At 52.5% G+C, this 17,378-nt stretch carries 14 protein-coding genes and 1 pseudogene; 12 read left to right on the forward strand and 3 right to left on the reverse strand.

Annotated elements, in window-relative coordinates; genetic code table 11:
- Window positions 1-4: 4 nt before the first annotated feature.
- From ACFPPD_RS09875 to hflX, 4 genes are all read left to right on the forward strand, one after another.
- On the forward strand, window positions 5-1,561 hold the full coding sequence (locus tag ACFPPD_RS09875) for an extracellular solute-binding protein (protein ID WP_209749133.1): 1,557 nt from the start codon (window positions 5-7) through the stop codon (window positions 1,559-1,561).
- Window positions 1,562-1,653: 92 nt separating this feature from the next.
- Window positions 1,654-3,474 (forward strand): cache domain-containing sensor histidine kinase, encoded by a 1,821-nt coding sequence (locus ACFPPD_RS09880; RefSeq protein ID WP_209749132.1) that lies wholly within the window; start codon window positions 1,654-1,656, stop codon window positions 3,472-3,474.
- Complete coding sequence (locus tag ACFPPD_RS09885) at window positions 3,471-4,559, forward strand: response regulator (RefSeq protein ID WP_209749131.1); 1,089 nt, start codon at window positions 3,471-3,473, stop codon at window positions 4,557-4,559. Before ACFPPD_RS09880 ends, ACFPPD_RS09885 begins: the two co-directional genes overlap by 4 nt.
- A gap of 935 nt (window positions 4,560-5,494) precedes the next feature.
- A complete protein-coding gene (hflX, locus tag ACFPPD_RS09890; protein WP_209749130.1) occupies window positions 5,495-6,799 on the forward strand; it encodes a GTPase HflX in 1,305 nt (434 codons plus the stop codon).
- 132 nt (window positions 6,800-6,931) lie between these two features.
- Here the strand turns inward: hflX and ACFPPD_RS09895 are convergent, their stop codons facing one another.
- Window positions 6,932-7,588, reverse strand: coding sequence for a substrate-binding domain-containing protein (locus ACFPPD_RS09895; protein WP_209749129.1), 657 nt, complete (start codon window positions 7,586-7,588; stop codon window positions 6,932-6,934).
- Between the two features lie 20 nt (window positions 7,589-7,608).
- Window positions 7,609-8,199, reverse strand: a complete 591-nt coding sequence (locus tag ACFPPD_RS09900) for a zinc metalloprotease (RefSeq protein WP_209749128.1) — start codon at window positions 8,197-8,199, stop codon at window positions 7,609-7,611.
- Between the two features lie 297 nt (window positions 8,200-8,496).
- On the opposite strand from ACFPPD_RS09900, the gene ACFPPD_RS09905 reads away from it, so the two are divergent.
- The 8 genes and pseudogenes from ACFPPD_RS09905 (at window position 8,497) to ACFPPD_RS09940 (ending at window position 15,870) form a co-directional block, all read left to right on the forward strand.
- On the forward strand, window positions 8,497-10,323 hold the full coding sequence (locus ACFPPD_RS09905; protein WP_209749127.1) for a sensor histidine kinase: 1,827 nt from the start codon (window positions 8,497-8,499) through the stop codon (window positions 10,321-10,323).
- Window positions 10,304-11,458, forward strand: a complete 1,155-nt coding sequence (locus ACFPPD_RS09910) for a response regulator (protein WP_209749126.1) — start codon at window positions 10,304-10,306, stop codon at window positions 11,456-11,458. The genes ACFPPD_RS09905 and ACFPPD_RS09910 overlap by 20 nt, the downstream gene beginning before the upstream one ends.
- A 404-nt stretch (window positions 11,459-11,862) precedes the next feature.
- Window positions 11,863-12,591: a hypothetical protein gene (locus ACFPPD_RS09915; RefSeq protein ID WP_209749125.1), complete on the forward strand. Its 729-nt coding sequence runs from the start codon at window positions 11,863-11,865 to the stop codon at window positions 12,589-12,591.
- 332 nt (window positions 12,592-12,923) lie between these two features.
- A complete protein-coding gene (locus ACFPPD_RS09920) occupies window positions 12,924-13,163 on the forward strand; it encodes a hypothetical protein (RefSeq protein ID WP_209749124.1) in 240 nt (79 codons plus the stop codon).
- A gap of 150 nt (window positions 13,164-13,313) precedes the next feature.
- Window positions 13,314-13,595, forward strand: coding sequence for a hypothetical protein (locus ACFPPD_RS09925; protein ID WP_209749123.1), 282 nt, complete (start codon window positions 13,314-13,316; stop codon window positions 13,593-13,595).
- Between the two features lie 410 nt (window positions 13,596-14,005).
- Window positions 14,006-14,383, forward strand: coding sequence for a hypothetical protein (locus ACFPPD_RS09930; protein ID WP_209749121.1), 378 nt, complete (start codon window positions 14,006-14,008; stop codon window positions 14,381-14,383).
- Between the two features lie 128 nt (window positions 14,384-14,511).
- Window positions 14,512-15,339, forward strand: coding sequence for an HAD family hydrolase (locus ACFPPD_RS09935; RefSeq protein WP_209749120.1), 828 nt, complete (start codon window positions 14,512-14,514; stop codon window positions 15,337-15,339).
- 66 nt (window positions 15,340-15,405) lie between these two features.
- Window positions 15,406-15,870, forward strand: a pseudogene (locus tag ACFPPD_RS09940) (DJ-1/PfpI family protein).
- 91 nt (window positions 15,871-15,961) lie between these two features.
- Here ACFPPD_RS09940 and ACFPPD_RS09945 read toward each other — a convergent pair.
- On the reverse strand, window positions 15,962-17,050 hold the full coding sequence (locus ACFPPD_RS09945) for a M24 family metallopeptidase (protein ID WP_209749119.1): 1,089 nt from the start codon (window positions 17,048-17,050) through the stop codon (window positions 15,962-15,964).
- Between the last annotated feature and the right edge of the window lie 328 nt (window positions 17,051-17,378).

Genomic DNA, 17,378 nt, shown 5'->3' on the forward strand with positions numbered 1-17,378 from the left:
AGGAATGAAAAGAATAAAATGGCTTGTCATGCTTTGCGTCCTATGTGTGTTAAGTATGATTGCGGCAGCATGCAGTTCCGGCAACGAGAAAGCGAACAATACCGGCGAGCCTTCGGCAAGCGTAAGCACGGCCACGGCCCAAGCGTCGCCTAGCGCTTCGGCACCGGTCAAAGAAGAACCGGCCGTTATCAAGATTTTCATGTCGGATATGAACGACAAGGTGCCGGACAAGGACGATCCGTATTTGAAGTATATCGAGGAGAAAACAAACACCGACTTGCAGATCGAGTTCCTGCCTCATGCCAAATACGATGAAACGCTGAAATTGAAATTCGCGTCCGGAGACTTCCCCGACCTCTACCAGAACTGGTCCGGACCGGAGCCCGAGCTGATCGAAGGCGGCAAAGTCATTGCCCTTAACGATTTGATCGAGCAAAACGGAGCTAATTTGAAGAAGTTCATCCCGCAAGCGACATGGGACGCCGTGACGGTACAAGGGAAAATTTACTCGATCCCGCAGCCGACCGAGACCGCTGAAGGCCAGATCCTGTTCATTCGCCAGGATTGGCTCGATAAACTGAATCTGAAGGCTCCGACAACGTCCGATGAATTGCTGAACGTGATGAAAGCCTTCCGCGACGGCGACCCAAACGGAAACAAAAAGAAAGACGAAATTCCGTTCACGATGCGGGAAAACATCACCTGGGGCGAACCGATTTTCGGCATGTGGGGCGTAGGCTCCTTCTATTCCGAAACGTTGTACAACAACGAAGTGATTCTCGGTACCGTTCATCCGAATATTCTTAACGGGCTGGATTTCCTTCAAACGATGTATAAAGAGAAGCTGCTGGATTCCGAATTCCTGACCAATAACCGGTCCGTATGGGAGCAGAAAATCAAATCCGGGCTGGTCGGCATTTGGGCTCACGCTCCGAACCTCGCCTGGCAGTGGCAGCAGGATCTCGAAGCGAATATCCCGGACCAGAAGCCGAACGTATTGGCCATCCCGACGCCTCGGGGAACGGGGAACGAGGGTCCGGTAGGTACGCGTTGGAGCCCGGTCGGCAAGACGTTCACCGTAACGAGCGAAGCCGAGCATCCGGAAGCGATCGTCCGTCTGTTCGACTGGCTGATGAGCGAGGAAGGCCAGACGTTCACGGAAATCGGCATCGAAGGGCAGACCTATAAAGTCGAATCGGGGAAAAAGACGTATGACAACGCCCATGACGAAGAACTGAAATGGCTGCGCAATCTGTTCAGAGTGCATGGATTCAACGAGGAATTGTCCAATGCGCGCCTCAACGACGAGCAAGCCAGCTTGAAAATCAACACGGCATTCCAAATCGCGAACGAGCAAGGATTTAAAGTGGAAACGATAGGCATGCCGCCGATCGAAACCGATTATAACATGGTGTCGATGTTCAACGAGAACGCGGCGAAGCTCATCCTCGGCCAAGCCAAAGCGGATGATTACCGTTCGTTCATCGAATCTTGGAAAGCTCAAGGCGGGGCGGATCTCATCCGCGCTCGTACGGAGTGGTACAATAAGAATAGAAAGTAACAAATTCGGGAAAGAGCATGAATTTCATTCATGCTCTTTCCTGCCATTCGGATACGGAATAAAATGGGAACCAGGGAGAGGTGACGTCCAGGATGATGAACCGCGTAAGAAAGTCGCTGAAGGTGAAATTGATGCTGAGCTTCACCGTCGTCATCTTCGTGATCGTCGCTTCCATCGCATGGTTCTCCTATCAAGAAATATCCAAATCGGTAAAAGGCGATATCGTGAAATTCAGCTCGCAAATTCTAAAGCAAGCGAATCTGAATTTGGAAAGGTATTATCAAGAATACGAGCAGGGCTTTCTGCAGCTTGGGACCAGCCGCGAATTCGAAGAATGGCTAAAGCTGGAGCCGGAAGACAAGTTCGGATTCTATCAATATTATTACGGTCGTTCCGACGGGAGCGGCATGCAGCGGAATTACATCCTGCCCCTCGTATTCCGCCATCCCGAGATCATGTCGATCACGCTGAAGTCGAATCGGGGCAACGAATTTCATTATACTTCCAGATACGCTTTGTTGAATGAATACTCTCTCGATCTTGAGCCTTGGATTAAAGATTCCGACAAGACGGACAAGGTGTTGATGCGAGTCGTCAATAACCCCTATTACTTAAATGAAAAGCAAGAGAGGCAAGCCTATCTGGTGATGAGCATGGTCAAACGGTTCGGAAAGTTCGAAGACGCGGGATACTTGAAAATGGACGTTTCGTTGAAACCGGTTCAAGCGATATTGCAAGAGATAGAGCTGGGAAGAAATTCCGTAGGGATGATTGCGGATAAGGACGGCAAGATCATCGTGCATGCGGATGAGGATAAAATAACGCAACCCCTCTCGGCCGATTGGAAAGAACGGATGTACGGCAAGAGCAGAGGTTCTTTTTTCGTTAAGGAAACCGATGAAATGGTCGTGTTCGAAACGTTGCCGTATACGCAATGGAAATCGATCGTCGTCGTGTACTATCCGACCGTTGCGGGAAGCGTGGAGCGCGTGAAGACGGTTACCGCCGTCATTGCCGCCGCGGGATTGCTTCTGGCCGTATTGCTCGTATTCGCGGTGATGAGTCCGATTACGAAGCGAATTACGAATCTACGCCGAATGATGAAACGAACGCAGATGGGCGACTTTAGCAAACGTCTGCCGATCGACGGGAAAGATGAACTCACGGACCTCAGTCAATCCTTTAACCAAATGCTAGAGAATCTTGACGATAAAGTCCAACAGCTGGCGGAATCGAAAATGAGACAGCAAAAAGCGGTGCTATCGGCGCTGCAGTCGCAGATCAACTCCCATTTTTTATACAACGCGCTGGAATCCATCCATTCTATGGCGATTTTGTCGGATCACGGGGAGATTGAACAAACGACGATCAATCTGTCCAATATGCTGAGATACACCTCCAGCTATCGCGATACGATCGTTACCGTGCAGGAAGAAATCAGCCATATGCTGGACTATTTGAAAATTTGCCAAATCAGGTACAGCGATGCGTTAACTTACGAGATTCATATGGATAAGACTTGCGAGAATAGGTTATGTCTTAAAGCGGTCTTGCAGCCGATGGTGGAGAACGCGATCAAGCATGGCATCGAAACCGCAGGAGAAGCCATTCACATAACGGTTGATGTATCGCTCCGCGAGGAACAGGTCTATATCCGGATACAGGACGACGGACAGGGCTTTAAGCCGGATATCCTGCACCGATTGCAGCTTCAACTGAGCTCGGAGGACGAGATCGATAAGTATGACGAGATTACGCAGGTAGGCATATTAAACGTAAACTATCGGCTCAAAGTCTATTATTCGCAGCGCTCTGCCGGAATCTCCGTGTGCAATTCGGAGCAGGGAGGCGCCGTCGTCACGGTGACGTTCCCGGCATTAAATCGTTATACAGGGGATGGAGGATCATCATGAACCGTATCTTGATCGTAGACGACGAGCGACTTATTCGTGCCGGCCTGAGCAAAGTCATCGAAGGCATATCCGATATTCATCTCGTATCCGGCAGCGCGTCCAATGGCGAAGAAGCATTGCAATGGCTCGAAAATCATTATGCGGATATGTGCATCACCGATGTGCGAATGCCGAAGATAGACGGGCTGGAATTAATCCGTCATATTAATGACAAGTATCCTTGGATGTCCTGTATTGTCGTATCCAGCTTCGACGATTTCGGCTATGTCCAACAAAGCTTGAAATTGGGCGCGTCGGACTATGTATTGAAGCCGGTCGATCGGTTGACGCTCCATGATTCCATTCTCCGCACGTACGAGAAAATCAACGAATCGCGTTTCGATTACGCTTCGCGTCTCATGCTGAAAAGGCTGCCTCATCACAAGGATATGCTGGAGCGTTGGGTGGAGCAAATCCGAACGGTTCAATATACCGCGTTGCCGCTGATGGTCGTGGATACGCTGGAAATGCTCGAAAGCTGGATCGGCGATCGATTTTATTATTTGAGCATGCTTGCCATGGCATGGCTCGGTCTCGTGAACGAGGAGTTAAGCATAGAGAAGATGGAGATTCAGTTAGAGGAAGGCAAAGATCTGGGACTGGGCGAAAAAACGATTCCGATAGAAAAGCTTCGAAGCTATTTTCGGCTGTGCGCGGTACGCCGGTTGGAGGAAGGAGCTACCCGGCTGTTCGAATCGAGCATGGAAGCGAACGACCAACCGACGCGTAAAGCGATTGAAGATGTAAAGCAATATATCGGTCAGCACTACTTCGAGAAAATTACGCTTCAGGAGCTTGCCGACGTTGCGATGGTCAGCAGAAATTACGTCGCCATCTTGTTTAAGAAGGCAACGGGAAATACGATCTGGAACTACCTTGTATCCATACGCATGTCCAAAGCGAGAGATCTCTTGTTGAATACTCCAAAAAAGGTATACGAAATCGCCGGAGAGGTCGGTTACGACAACAGCGTGCATTTCTCCCAATTGTTTAAGGGACACTTCGGCTTGGCTCCGGCCGAATACAAGAAAAGGATGGAAACCTGACGCCTTCCGAACAGAATATCCTATCGACGAAACTACATATGCGAGCTTTTTTGATTCCAAAAAGCCACGTTCCATTGGACATGTTACGCATTCCCTGGGATTCGCTGCCGCCCTTTGAACGCCTCCTCCCGACAACCTGCAAAAGTGCAGTTTGTTCGGGGTAATCTTGTCAAAACGACTCAACAACCTGCATCCACTACAGTTTGTGGAATGGAATCGGCCCCTTTTACGCGAAAAACGGAAAACAACCTGCATATTTGCAGGTTGTCCATGCTATTTCTGAAGAACTAACCAAACAACCTGCAGATTTGCAGGTTGTCCACGAATATTTGAATATACGAGCCAAACAACCTGCATATTTCAGACTGTTGAGAAACCCCTCTTTGCAAAAACAGACCAAAGTTGAGGTGTTCTCAGCTATAAAAAATGGCTCTCAGATCATTTCTAAGCGATTTTTCTTGTCAAAGTTGAGAACACCCACATCAAAAATGAAATGACGAAAAGCCCGCTGGACTTTCTCAACAACCTGTATATTTGCAGGTTGTTTGGCTGTTGGAGCGAAACGGCTAAGCGAAAATGGCGGATCGGCAAAAATGCTATTCGGCTGCTCTATTCGGTTTGCTCTCTTGCCGAGTCCTATGTTAGAATGGGCGTACTTTCATCGAACGGAGGGTTACGTGTGATCGATTTTATCCGAGTTAGATCTTTGCGCGGCTAATTGAATAGCGCCAAGGCTCTGCCTGCGTGCAGAGGACTCAGGATAAGTCTGTATCGCGTGACTTATATATTCGGAAGCGCATAAGTATACTCGCCGACCCGGCGGGTATCTTTTCGTCAATCCGAAGTCCTCTTCCCGTACGCGGAACGCACTGGCCATCGTAGCCGTGCGTTTTTTTGCGCCCATAACCCGTTATACGAAGAGGAGGAATCCCCCTATGGAACAACCGAACAACAAAGCCGTCATCGTCGGCGTTAACCTGAACGATCGCCCCGACTTCGCCTACTCGATGGAGGAGCTCGGCAATCTCGCCGAGGCTTGCGACATCGAAGTGGTCGGGCAACTGACGCAGAACGCGTCCAAAATCAACGGCTCGCATTACCTCGGCACCGGCAAGATCGACGAGCTGTCCGCGCTGGCGGAGCAAGTCGACGCGTCGACCGTTATTTTCAACGACGAGCTGTCCCCATCGCAAATCCGCAACCTGGAGAGCTCGTTGCAGAAGCGCGTCATCGACCGCACCATTCTCATTCTCGATATTTTCGCGGAGCGGGCCCGTACCCGGGAAGCGCAGCTTCAAGTCGAAGTCGCGAAGCTGCAGTACATGCTGCCGAGGCTCGTCGGCCTGCGCGAATCGCTCGGCCGCCAAGGCGGCGGTTCGGGCCTGAAGAACAAAGGCGCCGGAGAGACGAAGCTCGAACTCGACCGCCGCCGCATCGAGGAACGCATTACCGCGTTGCAGACCGAGCTCGAGAAGCTCGTCGCCCAGCGGCAGGTGCAGCGCAAGCAACGCCGTAAGACGGGCGTCCCCGTCGTCTGTCTCGTCGGCTATACGAACGCGGGCAAATCCAGCGTCATGAACGCGGTGCTGAACCGCTACATGCCGGACACGAGCAAACAGGTGCTGGCCAAGGATATGCTGTTCGCCACGCTGGAGACGTCCGTTCGCGGCATCGAGCTGCCGGACAATAAATCGTTCCTGCTCACCGACACGGTCGGATTCGTCAGCCAACTTCCGCATTACCTGGTCAAGGCGTTCCGGTCGACGTTGGAGGAAGTCGCCGAGGCGGATCTGCTCGTCCAAGTCGTCGACTATGCCAATCCGGAATTCGAACGGCACATCGAGGTGACGAATTCGACGTTGAAGGAGATCGGCGCGGACGGCGTCCCGATGATCTACGCGTTCAACAAATCGGACCTGACCGACAAGCCGTACCCGCGGGTCGACGATGACAAAGTTTACCTCTCCGTGAAGGCAGAGATCGGCTTGGAAGAGCTGGTAGGTCTCGTGAAGGAGCGGGTGTTCCAAGATTACGTGCAGTGCGAGGTCGTCATTCCGTTCACGGAAGGCCGGTTGGTATCATACTTCAACGTCAACGCGAACGTGCGGGCGACCGAATACGAGGAGAACGGCACCCGGCTGACGATGGAGTGCAAGCAAGCGGACTACGAGAAATACAAGCACTTGTTCGTGGAGCCGGCGGCAACGGAAGCGTTGCCGGAGCTGGAGTTGGAAGTCTAAAGCTGTAGGAAGCAATATTCCAGAACTCCGCTACCCGCTAGAGGATACATCCACAATTGCCGAGCTACAGCGGCGAATAGTATTAAAGCAGTTCCCGTTAATTCCGGGAACTGCTTTTACTTACAAGTAACATTATTCGCTTTTACCGTACTTGGCCAAAACCTCTTGTTTTAATTTGTTAAAGAGGTCGACGTTCTCACCCAAGTACTCACTGTTGATGTCCATCTTATTAATATCGCTTTTTACTTTGTCTGGTTTTTTAAGATCAAACTTACCTTGGAACATACCTGCAGGTGTATAAAGGCCTTTTTTGGATTTTCTTAGAAATAAGATATAATCGCCATCAAGGTTTACCCAATTATAGCCTTCGATTGTACTATAAGTTTCTCCAATTAAATAACCCGGTTCATAGATCTTAATGGTCTTTTCAGAGTAGTCTCCTTTAAGAACTTTTTTAATTTCTAGGGTAGAGATGGATTCTTTATTGTAGACGTTTCCTTCTTCATCTTTGTATTCTTCTAATGTGCGCTCTCCAGTAAATGTTGCTTTGACAATCAGATCCGCCGAAGCCTCGATTTCATCCAAATTTTCATAAATGCGCATCTCGGCTTGGTGAGAGGCAATTTTGTAGGATACCGTTGTTTTTTCGGAAACTGTACTTGTTGCATTTTGGCTACTTGTAGTGTTGCCAGTAGAGGAATTCGTTAGAGACGCCTTATCTGTGCTACTGCATGCTGTAACTACAAAGACCATAGCTCCTAAAAAGGCAAACATCAAAAGTTTTTTCATGCAATCAGTCCTTTCTGTTTTTAATACTTCCACTGAATGTTGGAACTGTCTAAACTGGTTGGGTCGGTATAAGTAAGTTGGCCTTGCTTCATCGCAGAATCGGTAGGTGCAAACTGGTGCGCGAGACTAAGCGCATGTCCAACCTCATGGAGGGTGGTATGATGACGGTTCGAATTCGTAAAGTTATCTCGATCCATTTGACCGTCATTTAATAAAATTTGACACTTGTACCAAACTGACCCGTCTTCGACGTTAATAACCTCTGTGCCATTGGAAAGATAAGCTTTAGTAAAGCCCCAATAGTCTGAGCCGTAGTCCCCGGCAAAAAAGCGAAGATCAGCATCCGCTTGGCTTGTTGTCTTGTAATAAGCTACATCAGAATTGGGGAGTAATGCCCAGTCAGCTCTGGAGTTAGCCGTGTAATAATCATAACCTAATGAGGCGATGGTAGACTGTTCCCAATAGTCGATGTGAGAAATAATAGACGAAGGAAAGCCGCTGGTCCAAAACGCGGCCTCATCTTCTAAATCTGCATAAGAAATTGTCGGTAAAGTAATTGCACTGAGCGCGACGATAGTAGCAATAAAACCGGATTTAGCTTTTCGTTTCATTCCTTCTTCAGCTCCTTTTGAATTTGCCTTAATTGTGATTTAGTGCGTAATGCTTCACTAAGTTCCTCCTTTCAACGTCCACCTTATTGACGTGGAGGGATGCCAAAAGTTTCCTAAAAAAATAAATTTTATGTAAAATTTATAAATGAAACGCAAACGAAATTCCGCGCGAGCGACCGCTTTTGTCGATAAAGCAGGGACGCAGCCCTCCGCGAGGAGGGCGTTTTTGCATTTTCCAGAGGACTTTCGGCGTTTTCCGTCGAACATTAGACGATAACCGAGAAAGGGGTCGTCGAAATGGATATCCGATACTGGTTGTCGCTATTATTGTTTCTCGCGACGGCGCTGACGGGATTCGTCGGTTACCTTTCTTACAAGAAGCGCCATCAGCGCGTGTCGAGAACGATGATTTATCTGATGACGGCGGCGGGCTTATACTCGTTCGGTTACGGGTTCGAAATTATCAGCACGACGCTGCGAGGTACGCAAATATCCCTCCAAATCGAATATTTGGGCATTCCCTTCGTGACGGCGCTCTGGCTACTGCTGGCCATTCAGTTCACCGGGGGCGCGGCGGCAAGGTTGAGGAGGCGTTACGTCGCTCTGCTGTTCGTCATACCGGTCGTTACGTTCATCGCCCATCTCACCAACGATTGGCACCATCTTTTTTACAAGGAATTCGTGCTCGGCGAGAGCGACGGAAGCCCGATCTACACGACGGTCAAAGGACCGCTATACAGGGTGCACGGGTTTTACAATTATTTGATTCTCGTCTTCGGAACGGCGCTGTTCGTCCCGATGTACTTGCGGTCGTTGCCCGTCGTGCGCAAGCAGATCGTAACGTTGATTCTCGGGGCCGCGGCACCGCTCCTCTTCAACCTCGCTTATTTGCTCGATCCGACGATCGATTACACGCCTTTCGGCTTCGCCGTCTCCGGCGTTGCGTACGCTTGGGGCATTTTCCGGTTTAACCTGTTGCGCTTGACGCCTCTCGCGTTCGCCAAAGTGTTCGAAACGATCGGAGACGGCGTTATCCTGCTCGACAACGAGGGGCGCATCGTCAGCTTTAACCGCGCCGCCGCGGATATTTTCCCGGAACTCGCTTCGGCTCCGAGCCCTTCGTTCGGCAAGGACGTGCTGTCGGCATATCCGGAATTGCTGGAGAGAATCTATGCCGGGGACCGGGACGAGCGATTCCCGTTCAGTCTTTCCCGGCCTGCCCGCGAGAGCCATTATAGTTGCGGCCTGACTTTCGTGTACGAGCCCGGGACGACCCCGATCGGCAAAATCCTGATGTTCAACGACATTACGGAACTGAAGATGAACGAGGAACGATTGCGCGAGAACGCCAGGCAGATGGCCCAACTGAACGCGTTCAAGGATAAGCTGTTCACCGTCATGGCCCACGACATCCGCGATCCGATCGCGCTGCTGGTCAGCTTGACCGACCTGCTCGGCGACGAACGGGAGGACCCGGATCTCGCGCACGCGGAAGTGTTCCGGGAAATCCGCAGGCAGGTGGGCGGCACGTTCCATCTCGTCGATAATTTACTGGACTGGTATCGGAGCCAGAAAGGGCAAATCGCTTTTCGTCCGGCGGACTGGAATCTGCAGCAGGTCGTCAGGCAGGCGTTGTCGCTGGCGGGGACGAGGGCCGGCATGAAGCGAATTCGCCTGTCGGAAAACATAGACGATAACGCGACGGTGAACGCGGACAAAGAAATGCTCGATCTGATCTTGCGGAATTTGCTCTCGAACGCGATCAAGCATACCGGCATCGGCGGGACGATCGAGATCGGCGCCGTCCGGGACGGCAACCGCGTTCATATCTCGGTTAAAGACAACGGAAGCGGCATCGACGAAGAGACAGCGCGGGTGCTCCGGCAAGAAGATTTATTTTTCAAAGATCCGGGCGCGCCGAACAAGGAAGACGGCGGGGAGATGAGGTTCGGTCTCGTGCTCACCCGCGAATTCCTGCGCATACACGGCGGCACTCTGCAATTCGATAGCGAGCCCGGGCAAGGAACGATATTCCGGTTCTCGTTGCCGGGAGCGATCGGAAGAGCGGGAACGAACGAAGAAGAAAGCGTGGCGGTGAGAACCTATGAAAGTCATATTGGTTGACGATGAGCCGGTCATGCACCTCATCATGCGGAAGATGCTCGCCAAGCATACCGACGTGGAGGTGGCCGGTGCGTTCGCGGATACGGATACCGCGGCGTCTTTCCTGAACGGCCATGCCGACGTCGAGCTCGCCTTCGTGGACATCTCGATGCCGGGAGGCAACGGGCTCGAATTCGCCGCGAAGCTGGACGAAGCCGGCGGCCGAACGCACGTCGTGTTCGTGACCTCGCACAAGGACTTCGCGCTGGAAGCCTACGAGCTGTCGGCGATCGATTATATCGTGAAGCCGGTGACCCAAGAGCGATTGGAGCGGACGATCCAACGCGTAATGTCGAACCGCAACCCCGTCCATGCGGCGAAAGCGGAACAGGCGGCCGCGAGCGAGAGAAGCGGCGGCATCGCCATCTCGACGCTGGGCGACTTCTACGTGCGGAACGATTCGAGGCGGGTCAAATGGATTTCCAGCAAAAGCGCCGAGTTGTTCGCTTACTTGCTGTTGAACCGGGGGCGTTGGATATCCCGTACCCGTCTCGTCGCGGATATTTTCGGAGGAATGGACGGAGGGAACGCGGAGAAGTACCTGAACACGACCGTCTATCAAATGCGCAAATCGCTCGAGCCGTTCGGCCTGCGGGAGTCGATCCGGTCGGAGAACGACGGTTACGCGTTGGAACTGGAAGGAGCCGTCATCGATTACGAGGAGTTCGAAAGGTTGACGGCAAGGTTCGGTAGCATCGGCGAGGAAGAAGCGGAAGAGGCTGTCGAAGTCGAACGGTTGTATACGGGCGACTTGTTCGGCAGCAAGGCGTACGTCTGGGCGATTCACGAGACGGGGCGACTGTCCGAGCGGTACGCGGCTTTCGTCAAGCGGCTGGCGGAAGCGCTCATCGCCCTCCGGAACGAGTCCGCCGCGACGAAGCTTCTTCTGAAGCTGCTCGCCCGCAATCCGCTCGACGAGTCCGTCGTCGGCATGCTCATGAAGCTGCGCGCGCAAGCCGGGGACAAGAAGGGGCTGACCGTCCAATACACCGAATTCGTCAAGCTGCTCGGCAGGGAGCTCGGCATCCGGCCTTCCAAGGAGCTGCTGCTGCTCTACGATTCTCTCTTGAGCGGCATGGGGGATGGGGATTGTTGAGCGCTGTAAAATCGTGCACGGTATTGCGCGGCATTGCGCGACGGCACGCCATGGCATTTCACTTCCCAAGTAACGTTCCTCTTACGATGAAAAACATCAGAACAGCCGACCCGCACGCCGAATCTTAGCATGTTACGATGAAAAACATTACAACAGCCCGATAATCGACCCGAAATCCGTGGTTATCGCACTCTTGTGATGAAAAACATCATAACAGCATGCCAAAGTACCGAAATGTGGGCGTGTTACGATTAAAATCATCGTAACAGCGACTAGACTCCTTTCCTTTAATGTTGTTAAATGTTATAATTAACCAAATTAACAGTGGTGAAGCACACCCCTGAAGGACGCGCGATGCGCGTGTCTTCAGGGGTTTTCTTTTTCCACTCCAAAGGAGCCCTACAATGTACCCTAAAGTAGATTTTCCGAAGAAGAAACTAACGCAGGAGTGGCGGGATCGTGCTTTTGCGCCCCTACGTCGCTACTTGGAGCGGCAGCATCCCGATGAAGCGGAGCAAATGTTATCCTACCTCACGTTCATAGGAAATGAGGAAGGCATGTTTATGTACAAGAACAGCATCACGAAGGGGCGAATTACTTTTGCTCAAAATGGAGCGTTGTTGGAAGTCATGCCGTCGGCTTTGGAGTACGATTTCGAATGGTTGACAAGGACGCCGAAGGAACGGCCTCCTAGAGAGGAGCGATTTGTTCATCCTAATATCAATAGATGGATCAAGCGCGAGTTAACGGCTGCGCAGGATGCCAAATACGGAGAAGACGTTCGCATTTTTCTTCAGGAATATTGGGGTCCGATCGTGAATTACGATTTTAACGATTTGCGATCGAAGTATCCCTTCAAACCTCATTGCAAGCAACCGCGGTATACCTTATTCGTATATCCGGCGAACATGGGCAAAAAACTCGGCTTTCAATTTACAGGCGATGAAATCGTGGAGTACCGATGGACAAAGCAGGATCATAACGAATATTTGACTAGTCAGCGCGCTGCGGCCCTATTCGGTTGGCGAGTGATCGACGTATTTCGCGAGATGTTAGACGACGAGCTGCCCGAATTCCTGGAGCGAATAATCGACATCGCCGAGCCGACGAACCCTGCTTCTAATGGTAATTAATTTACAACAAACTTAATCTATAACTTAAACTTAACTGCACACGCATGTAATCGCCATCCTATCGTTGCTATGATTTTGATGGGTGATAGGCATGAGTTTCGATTATGGCATGATAGGCAAGAGGCCGATAATTCCTCCGTCGATTACATGCGCAACGAAATCGTGGAAATGCTTCAAGGCTGCTCCACGGAGAAAATCAAACTCATCGCTCAGGTCATCAAGCCCATCGTCGATTACAAAGAATAGCAGCGCGCAATCGAAGGAGGTCGCCGTTCTCGTACATGAATTTTTCCATGTATGTGGCCAGTACGTTCTTGGAGCAGAGTCTCCGTATGTTCGATCTTGATCATTTGAAGGTTCGCATGCATGAACGCAATCTCGTCATTTACTCCGAAGAGAACGGCATCGAGATGCCGAGGGCGGTATTCAGTTTGTTTCCCGGCAATCGGTTCCTGCTGTGCGTGGCCAATCATAAAGGCAAGTGGCAACCGACTCCGTTCATCGGAACGGCGGCCGAAGTGTGGAAGGCGTTGACGGGCAAGCTGGCTTTCGCTCTCGCCCGTTGGGAATGAGGCGAGAATCTATCTACATAGGCCCTCTCCGTGTTCATGACATGGAGGTTTTTTTGCTGTTTCGAATACGAAACCGAAACCGTCTCTTTTGCCCCTCTCGGTGGTATATTGATTAAATAAGAGACTTGGCCGGAAAGGGAAGGGACTAAGGTGGTGGGGGATATGAATTCTTTTGAGCTGTATGAAAGCCAAGAACCTTTCGTCACGCGCGAAAGTATTCTCCGGCTTTTCGAGAATGTCGATAACGAACTCAAGGGTCAACCGGTTATCGATGTGTTTATCGTCGATTATTTGGCGATCGTGATCGCAAGAAAAAATAACCGCGGATCAAATGATATCGACATTATCCCTTCCAGATTTTCAAGAGTCTTCGCCGAACACGGACTTGAAGTTTTCGACGAGCATTATTTTTTATCTCCCGACGGATTATAAATCGAGAGCGAAAGAAGTCGATAAGCCGTTTCGATCGCTTTCGGTGAAATACGTCGACCCGCATCCGATACTCGCAAATTCTTCCTCCCCAGTATAAAACGCAGATGCTCCGGGTGCTGTACGGCTTGCGTCTCAACGGGGTTCCTTATAACGACTTCATGTTGAACCGGTTTTGCGATATCATACTGCGATCGGAGAATAAACCGTCCTTGTTCGCCCAACCGCTTCCGGAGGACTATAAGGATTTGCAGAAGCTCGTCTGGACCTTCGTACAGGCTTTCAGAAACAAGATGGTAAGCCATTATGCGCTCGATCATGAGATTGTTTGATCCTCCGGGACACCCGCGGTAACCATCTTTCCCTTCCCGCATCTACTGTAACTGTAGGACAAGTCGAGGGAGGGTGAGAGGATGGCGACGAGACGGGCGGTGTATTCTACGGGCATTCTGCGAAGGCCGCCGAAGACGAAGTTCGCTCTGGCGGATATCGTGAATTTGACGGCAAGCACGCAGCGCGTGACGGTGCAAGTGTTCGATTGGTCGAACGGAACGCCGGTCCCGCTCAAGGTCAGTCCATGCGGCACGCGCAAGTGCGCGGTAACGATTGCGCCCCATCGGTCCGTGTTCCTATATGCGGACGTATCGAAGGTGCAGTTCAAGTACGAAGTGCGCATCGCGCAAAATATCGACAAAAGGCTGATCTCCAACGTGACGGGATTCACGAATACGCCGTTCACGCCTCAGAACGGGGACACGGTGCTTCAGAACGACTTGATCAGAATCCGCTAAAACCGGCCCGGCTCTCGGGCCGGTTTTTCTGCATCGCGGGATAACGGTACGGTCACCTTGCTTTTGAATTTCCCGTTTTTCGCATAAGATGGATTCATGATCTTTACGGAAGAGGCGGGAAATCGGCGATGAGTACGTTGTACGTATCAGACTTGGACGGCACGCTGCTGAACGGGGAGAAACGCGTCGGGGAGGAAACGGCGCGCATCCTTAACGGGCTGATCGATCGAGGGCTTCACTTTACGGTCGCGACCGCGCGATCTTTCGAATCCGCCGGACCGCTCCTCGCGGGGCTTCGGTTGAAGCTGCCGGGGATATTCATCAACGGCGTGTTCGTTACCGACCTGTCGACGGGGCGCGCGATACAGTCCCATTTCATTCCCCGATCGTTCGGCGAGGAGGTCGCGGACGCGTACTTGCGGGCGGGATTGAATCCGATCGTGTACACGATCGATCGTGAAGGCCAGTCCCGGGTATATTACCGCGGCGTGTTTAACCGCAGCGAAAGCCACTACTTCGGGGAACGCAAGCAGGAGAAGGACGGGCGGTTCCGCATCGTCGATGACTATTCCGAGTGTTTGACCGAGCAGCTAATCGCGGTAAACGCGATCGACGTCCCCGAACGGCTGGAAACCGTCCGCCAAGCTTTCGAAGGACGGGAACAATGCGTCTGCCATTACGGCCCGGACATCTACGTTCCCGACCATCATTGGCTGGAGATTTCCGACGCCCGCGCGACGAAGAGCCAGGCGGCTCGGCATTTGAAAGAAAGCTTGGGGTACGACAAGCTGGTCTGCTTCGGCGATAACCTGAACGACTTGTCGATGTTCGGAGTCGCGGACGAATGCTACGCCGTGGGCAACGCGCACGACCTTGTCAAGGAAGCGGCTACCAAGGTCATCGGAAGCAACGTGGAAGAAGGCGTGGCGAAGTTTCTGCTCGAGCGGTATTCCTGAACGGACGACGGCCGTTCGACGCCAAACCCCCGTTCCTTCGCACCATTGACCGGGCGAGAATAGCAAATCCATAATAGGGGCGAAGTGCTGGAGGTATATTACCCCTTCTATCGGGTCAAAGAAGAGGGATAAGAAGCGGTGATCGCCGCGGCCGAGTACGACGCCTTGATCATCCCGGGAGGACGCGCTCCGGATTTCATTCGCAACGATCCCGAGCTTCCGCGCATCGTCCAGCATTTCCTTGACGCAGACAAGCCGGTCGGTGCGATCTGCCATGGCGCCCAAGTGTTCCTGGCTTTGCCGAACCGGTCGTATTTCGAAGGCAAGACGTTATCCGCCTACAACGCGTGCAAGCTGGAAGTCGAATCGCTCGGCGCCCGCTATGCGGAAGGCACGTTGCAGGTGGACGGCAAGCTCGTCAGCGTCCACGCTTGGCCGGACCTGCCCAGCTTCATGCGCGAGTTCTTTAACCTGCTCGGCAGGGAGTCGGGCAAAGAGCTGTCTTCCAGCTCCACCGGTTCTTTGAGCTAACGCGCGAATCCTATCGATAGCGGAAAGAGGCTGTTCCGAACGTTATCATTCGATGACTTCGGAACAGCCTCTTTGATGTTGCCGGCAACGTTTATCCGATGACCGTAAGCTCCTTCGGATACGCCGTCAGCACCTCGACGCCGTTCGCCGTGACGAGCACGTCGTCCTCGATTCGGACGCCCCCGACGCCCGGAACGTAGACGCCCGGCTCGACGGTGAAGACCATGCCCTCTCGCAGCAAGTCCTCGTTATTCCCGTGAATGGACGGATATTCGTGAATGTCCATGCCGAGGCCGTGGCCGAGCCGATGGTTGAACTGCGGACCGTAACCGGCCGCCGCGATCGATTCGCGCGCCGCGCGGTCGAGGCTGCCGAACGATACGCCGGGACGAATCGATTCGATCGCGCGAAGGTTGCCGTCCAGCACCGCGCCGTAGATCCGCTTCATCTCGTCCGTGATTTCCCCGACCGCGAACGTCCGCGTAATGTCCGACGCGTAACCGTCCGCGAACACGCCGAGATCGAACAGAAGCAGCTCGCCTTCGCGAACGGTCGTGCGATCCGGATGCCCGTGAGGCAGCGCGGACTTGGCGCCGGCGAGCACCATCGTATCGAACGAAGGGCCTTGCGCGCCGAGCTTCTTCATCTGGTACTCCAGCTCCGCGACCAGCTCGATTTCAGTAACGCCCGGCTTGACTTTGGCGACGCCCGCGCGAAGCGCGTCCTCGACGAGGCGGACGGCATGCCTCATACGCGTCGCTTCCTCTGGAGACTTGATCGCCCGCATCTCGCGCAAAGGCAATCCGACGTCGACGTAACTATCCGCGCCGATCGTCCCGCTCATCGTCTCGAATCGCTGAACGCTCAGATGTTCTTTTTCCACGCCCAAGCTCTTGACGCCGCTCGGAATGAGCTTGCGCAGAACGTCGTAGGCATTGTCCGTGTCGCCGTGCGTATGGATGTTCGCGACGGAAGAAGCCGCTTGAGCCGCCTCGTAATCGAGCGCCGGAACGAGCATAAGCGCCTCATCTCCCCGCGGAAGAAGCAGCCCGAGGAAGCGTTCGTGGGGATCGGTGGCGAACCCGGTCAAATAATAGACGTGCTTCGGCGACGTGATCAGCATCGCGTCGATCCGGTTGTCGTTCATGTAGGAGCGCAGTTGGTTGATACGGGAGTTCATCTCATCTACCGCCTTTCCTCTCTATTGTACGACCTTCCTATGGAAGTATCCAGAAGGCGGGGCGTAGCGAACGGTATGGGCAGCGGGCCATCGACGAGTATTGCTATTGCGCAGCATTACGGTTATCCCGTTCGACAGTTAAAAGAATAGAAACGAGTCCGAGAGGCATCCCGGGAGGAGAGCCTTTTTTGCGTGCGTGGCGTCGCCGCGCGGAGTTAATACGTTTTGCGCATTAGCATTGCATTAAAAGAAGAGCCACATGTCAATCCCCGTACACCTTCCTTGGAAGGTGATCTGAATTTTCTGAAATTTAGCTTTTCGTTCAAAA

The organism is Cohnella suwonensis, assembly GCF_042655365.1.
GTDB lineage: Bacteria > Bacillota > Bacilli > Paenibacillales > Paenibacillaceae > Cohnella > Cohnella suwonensis.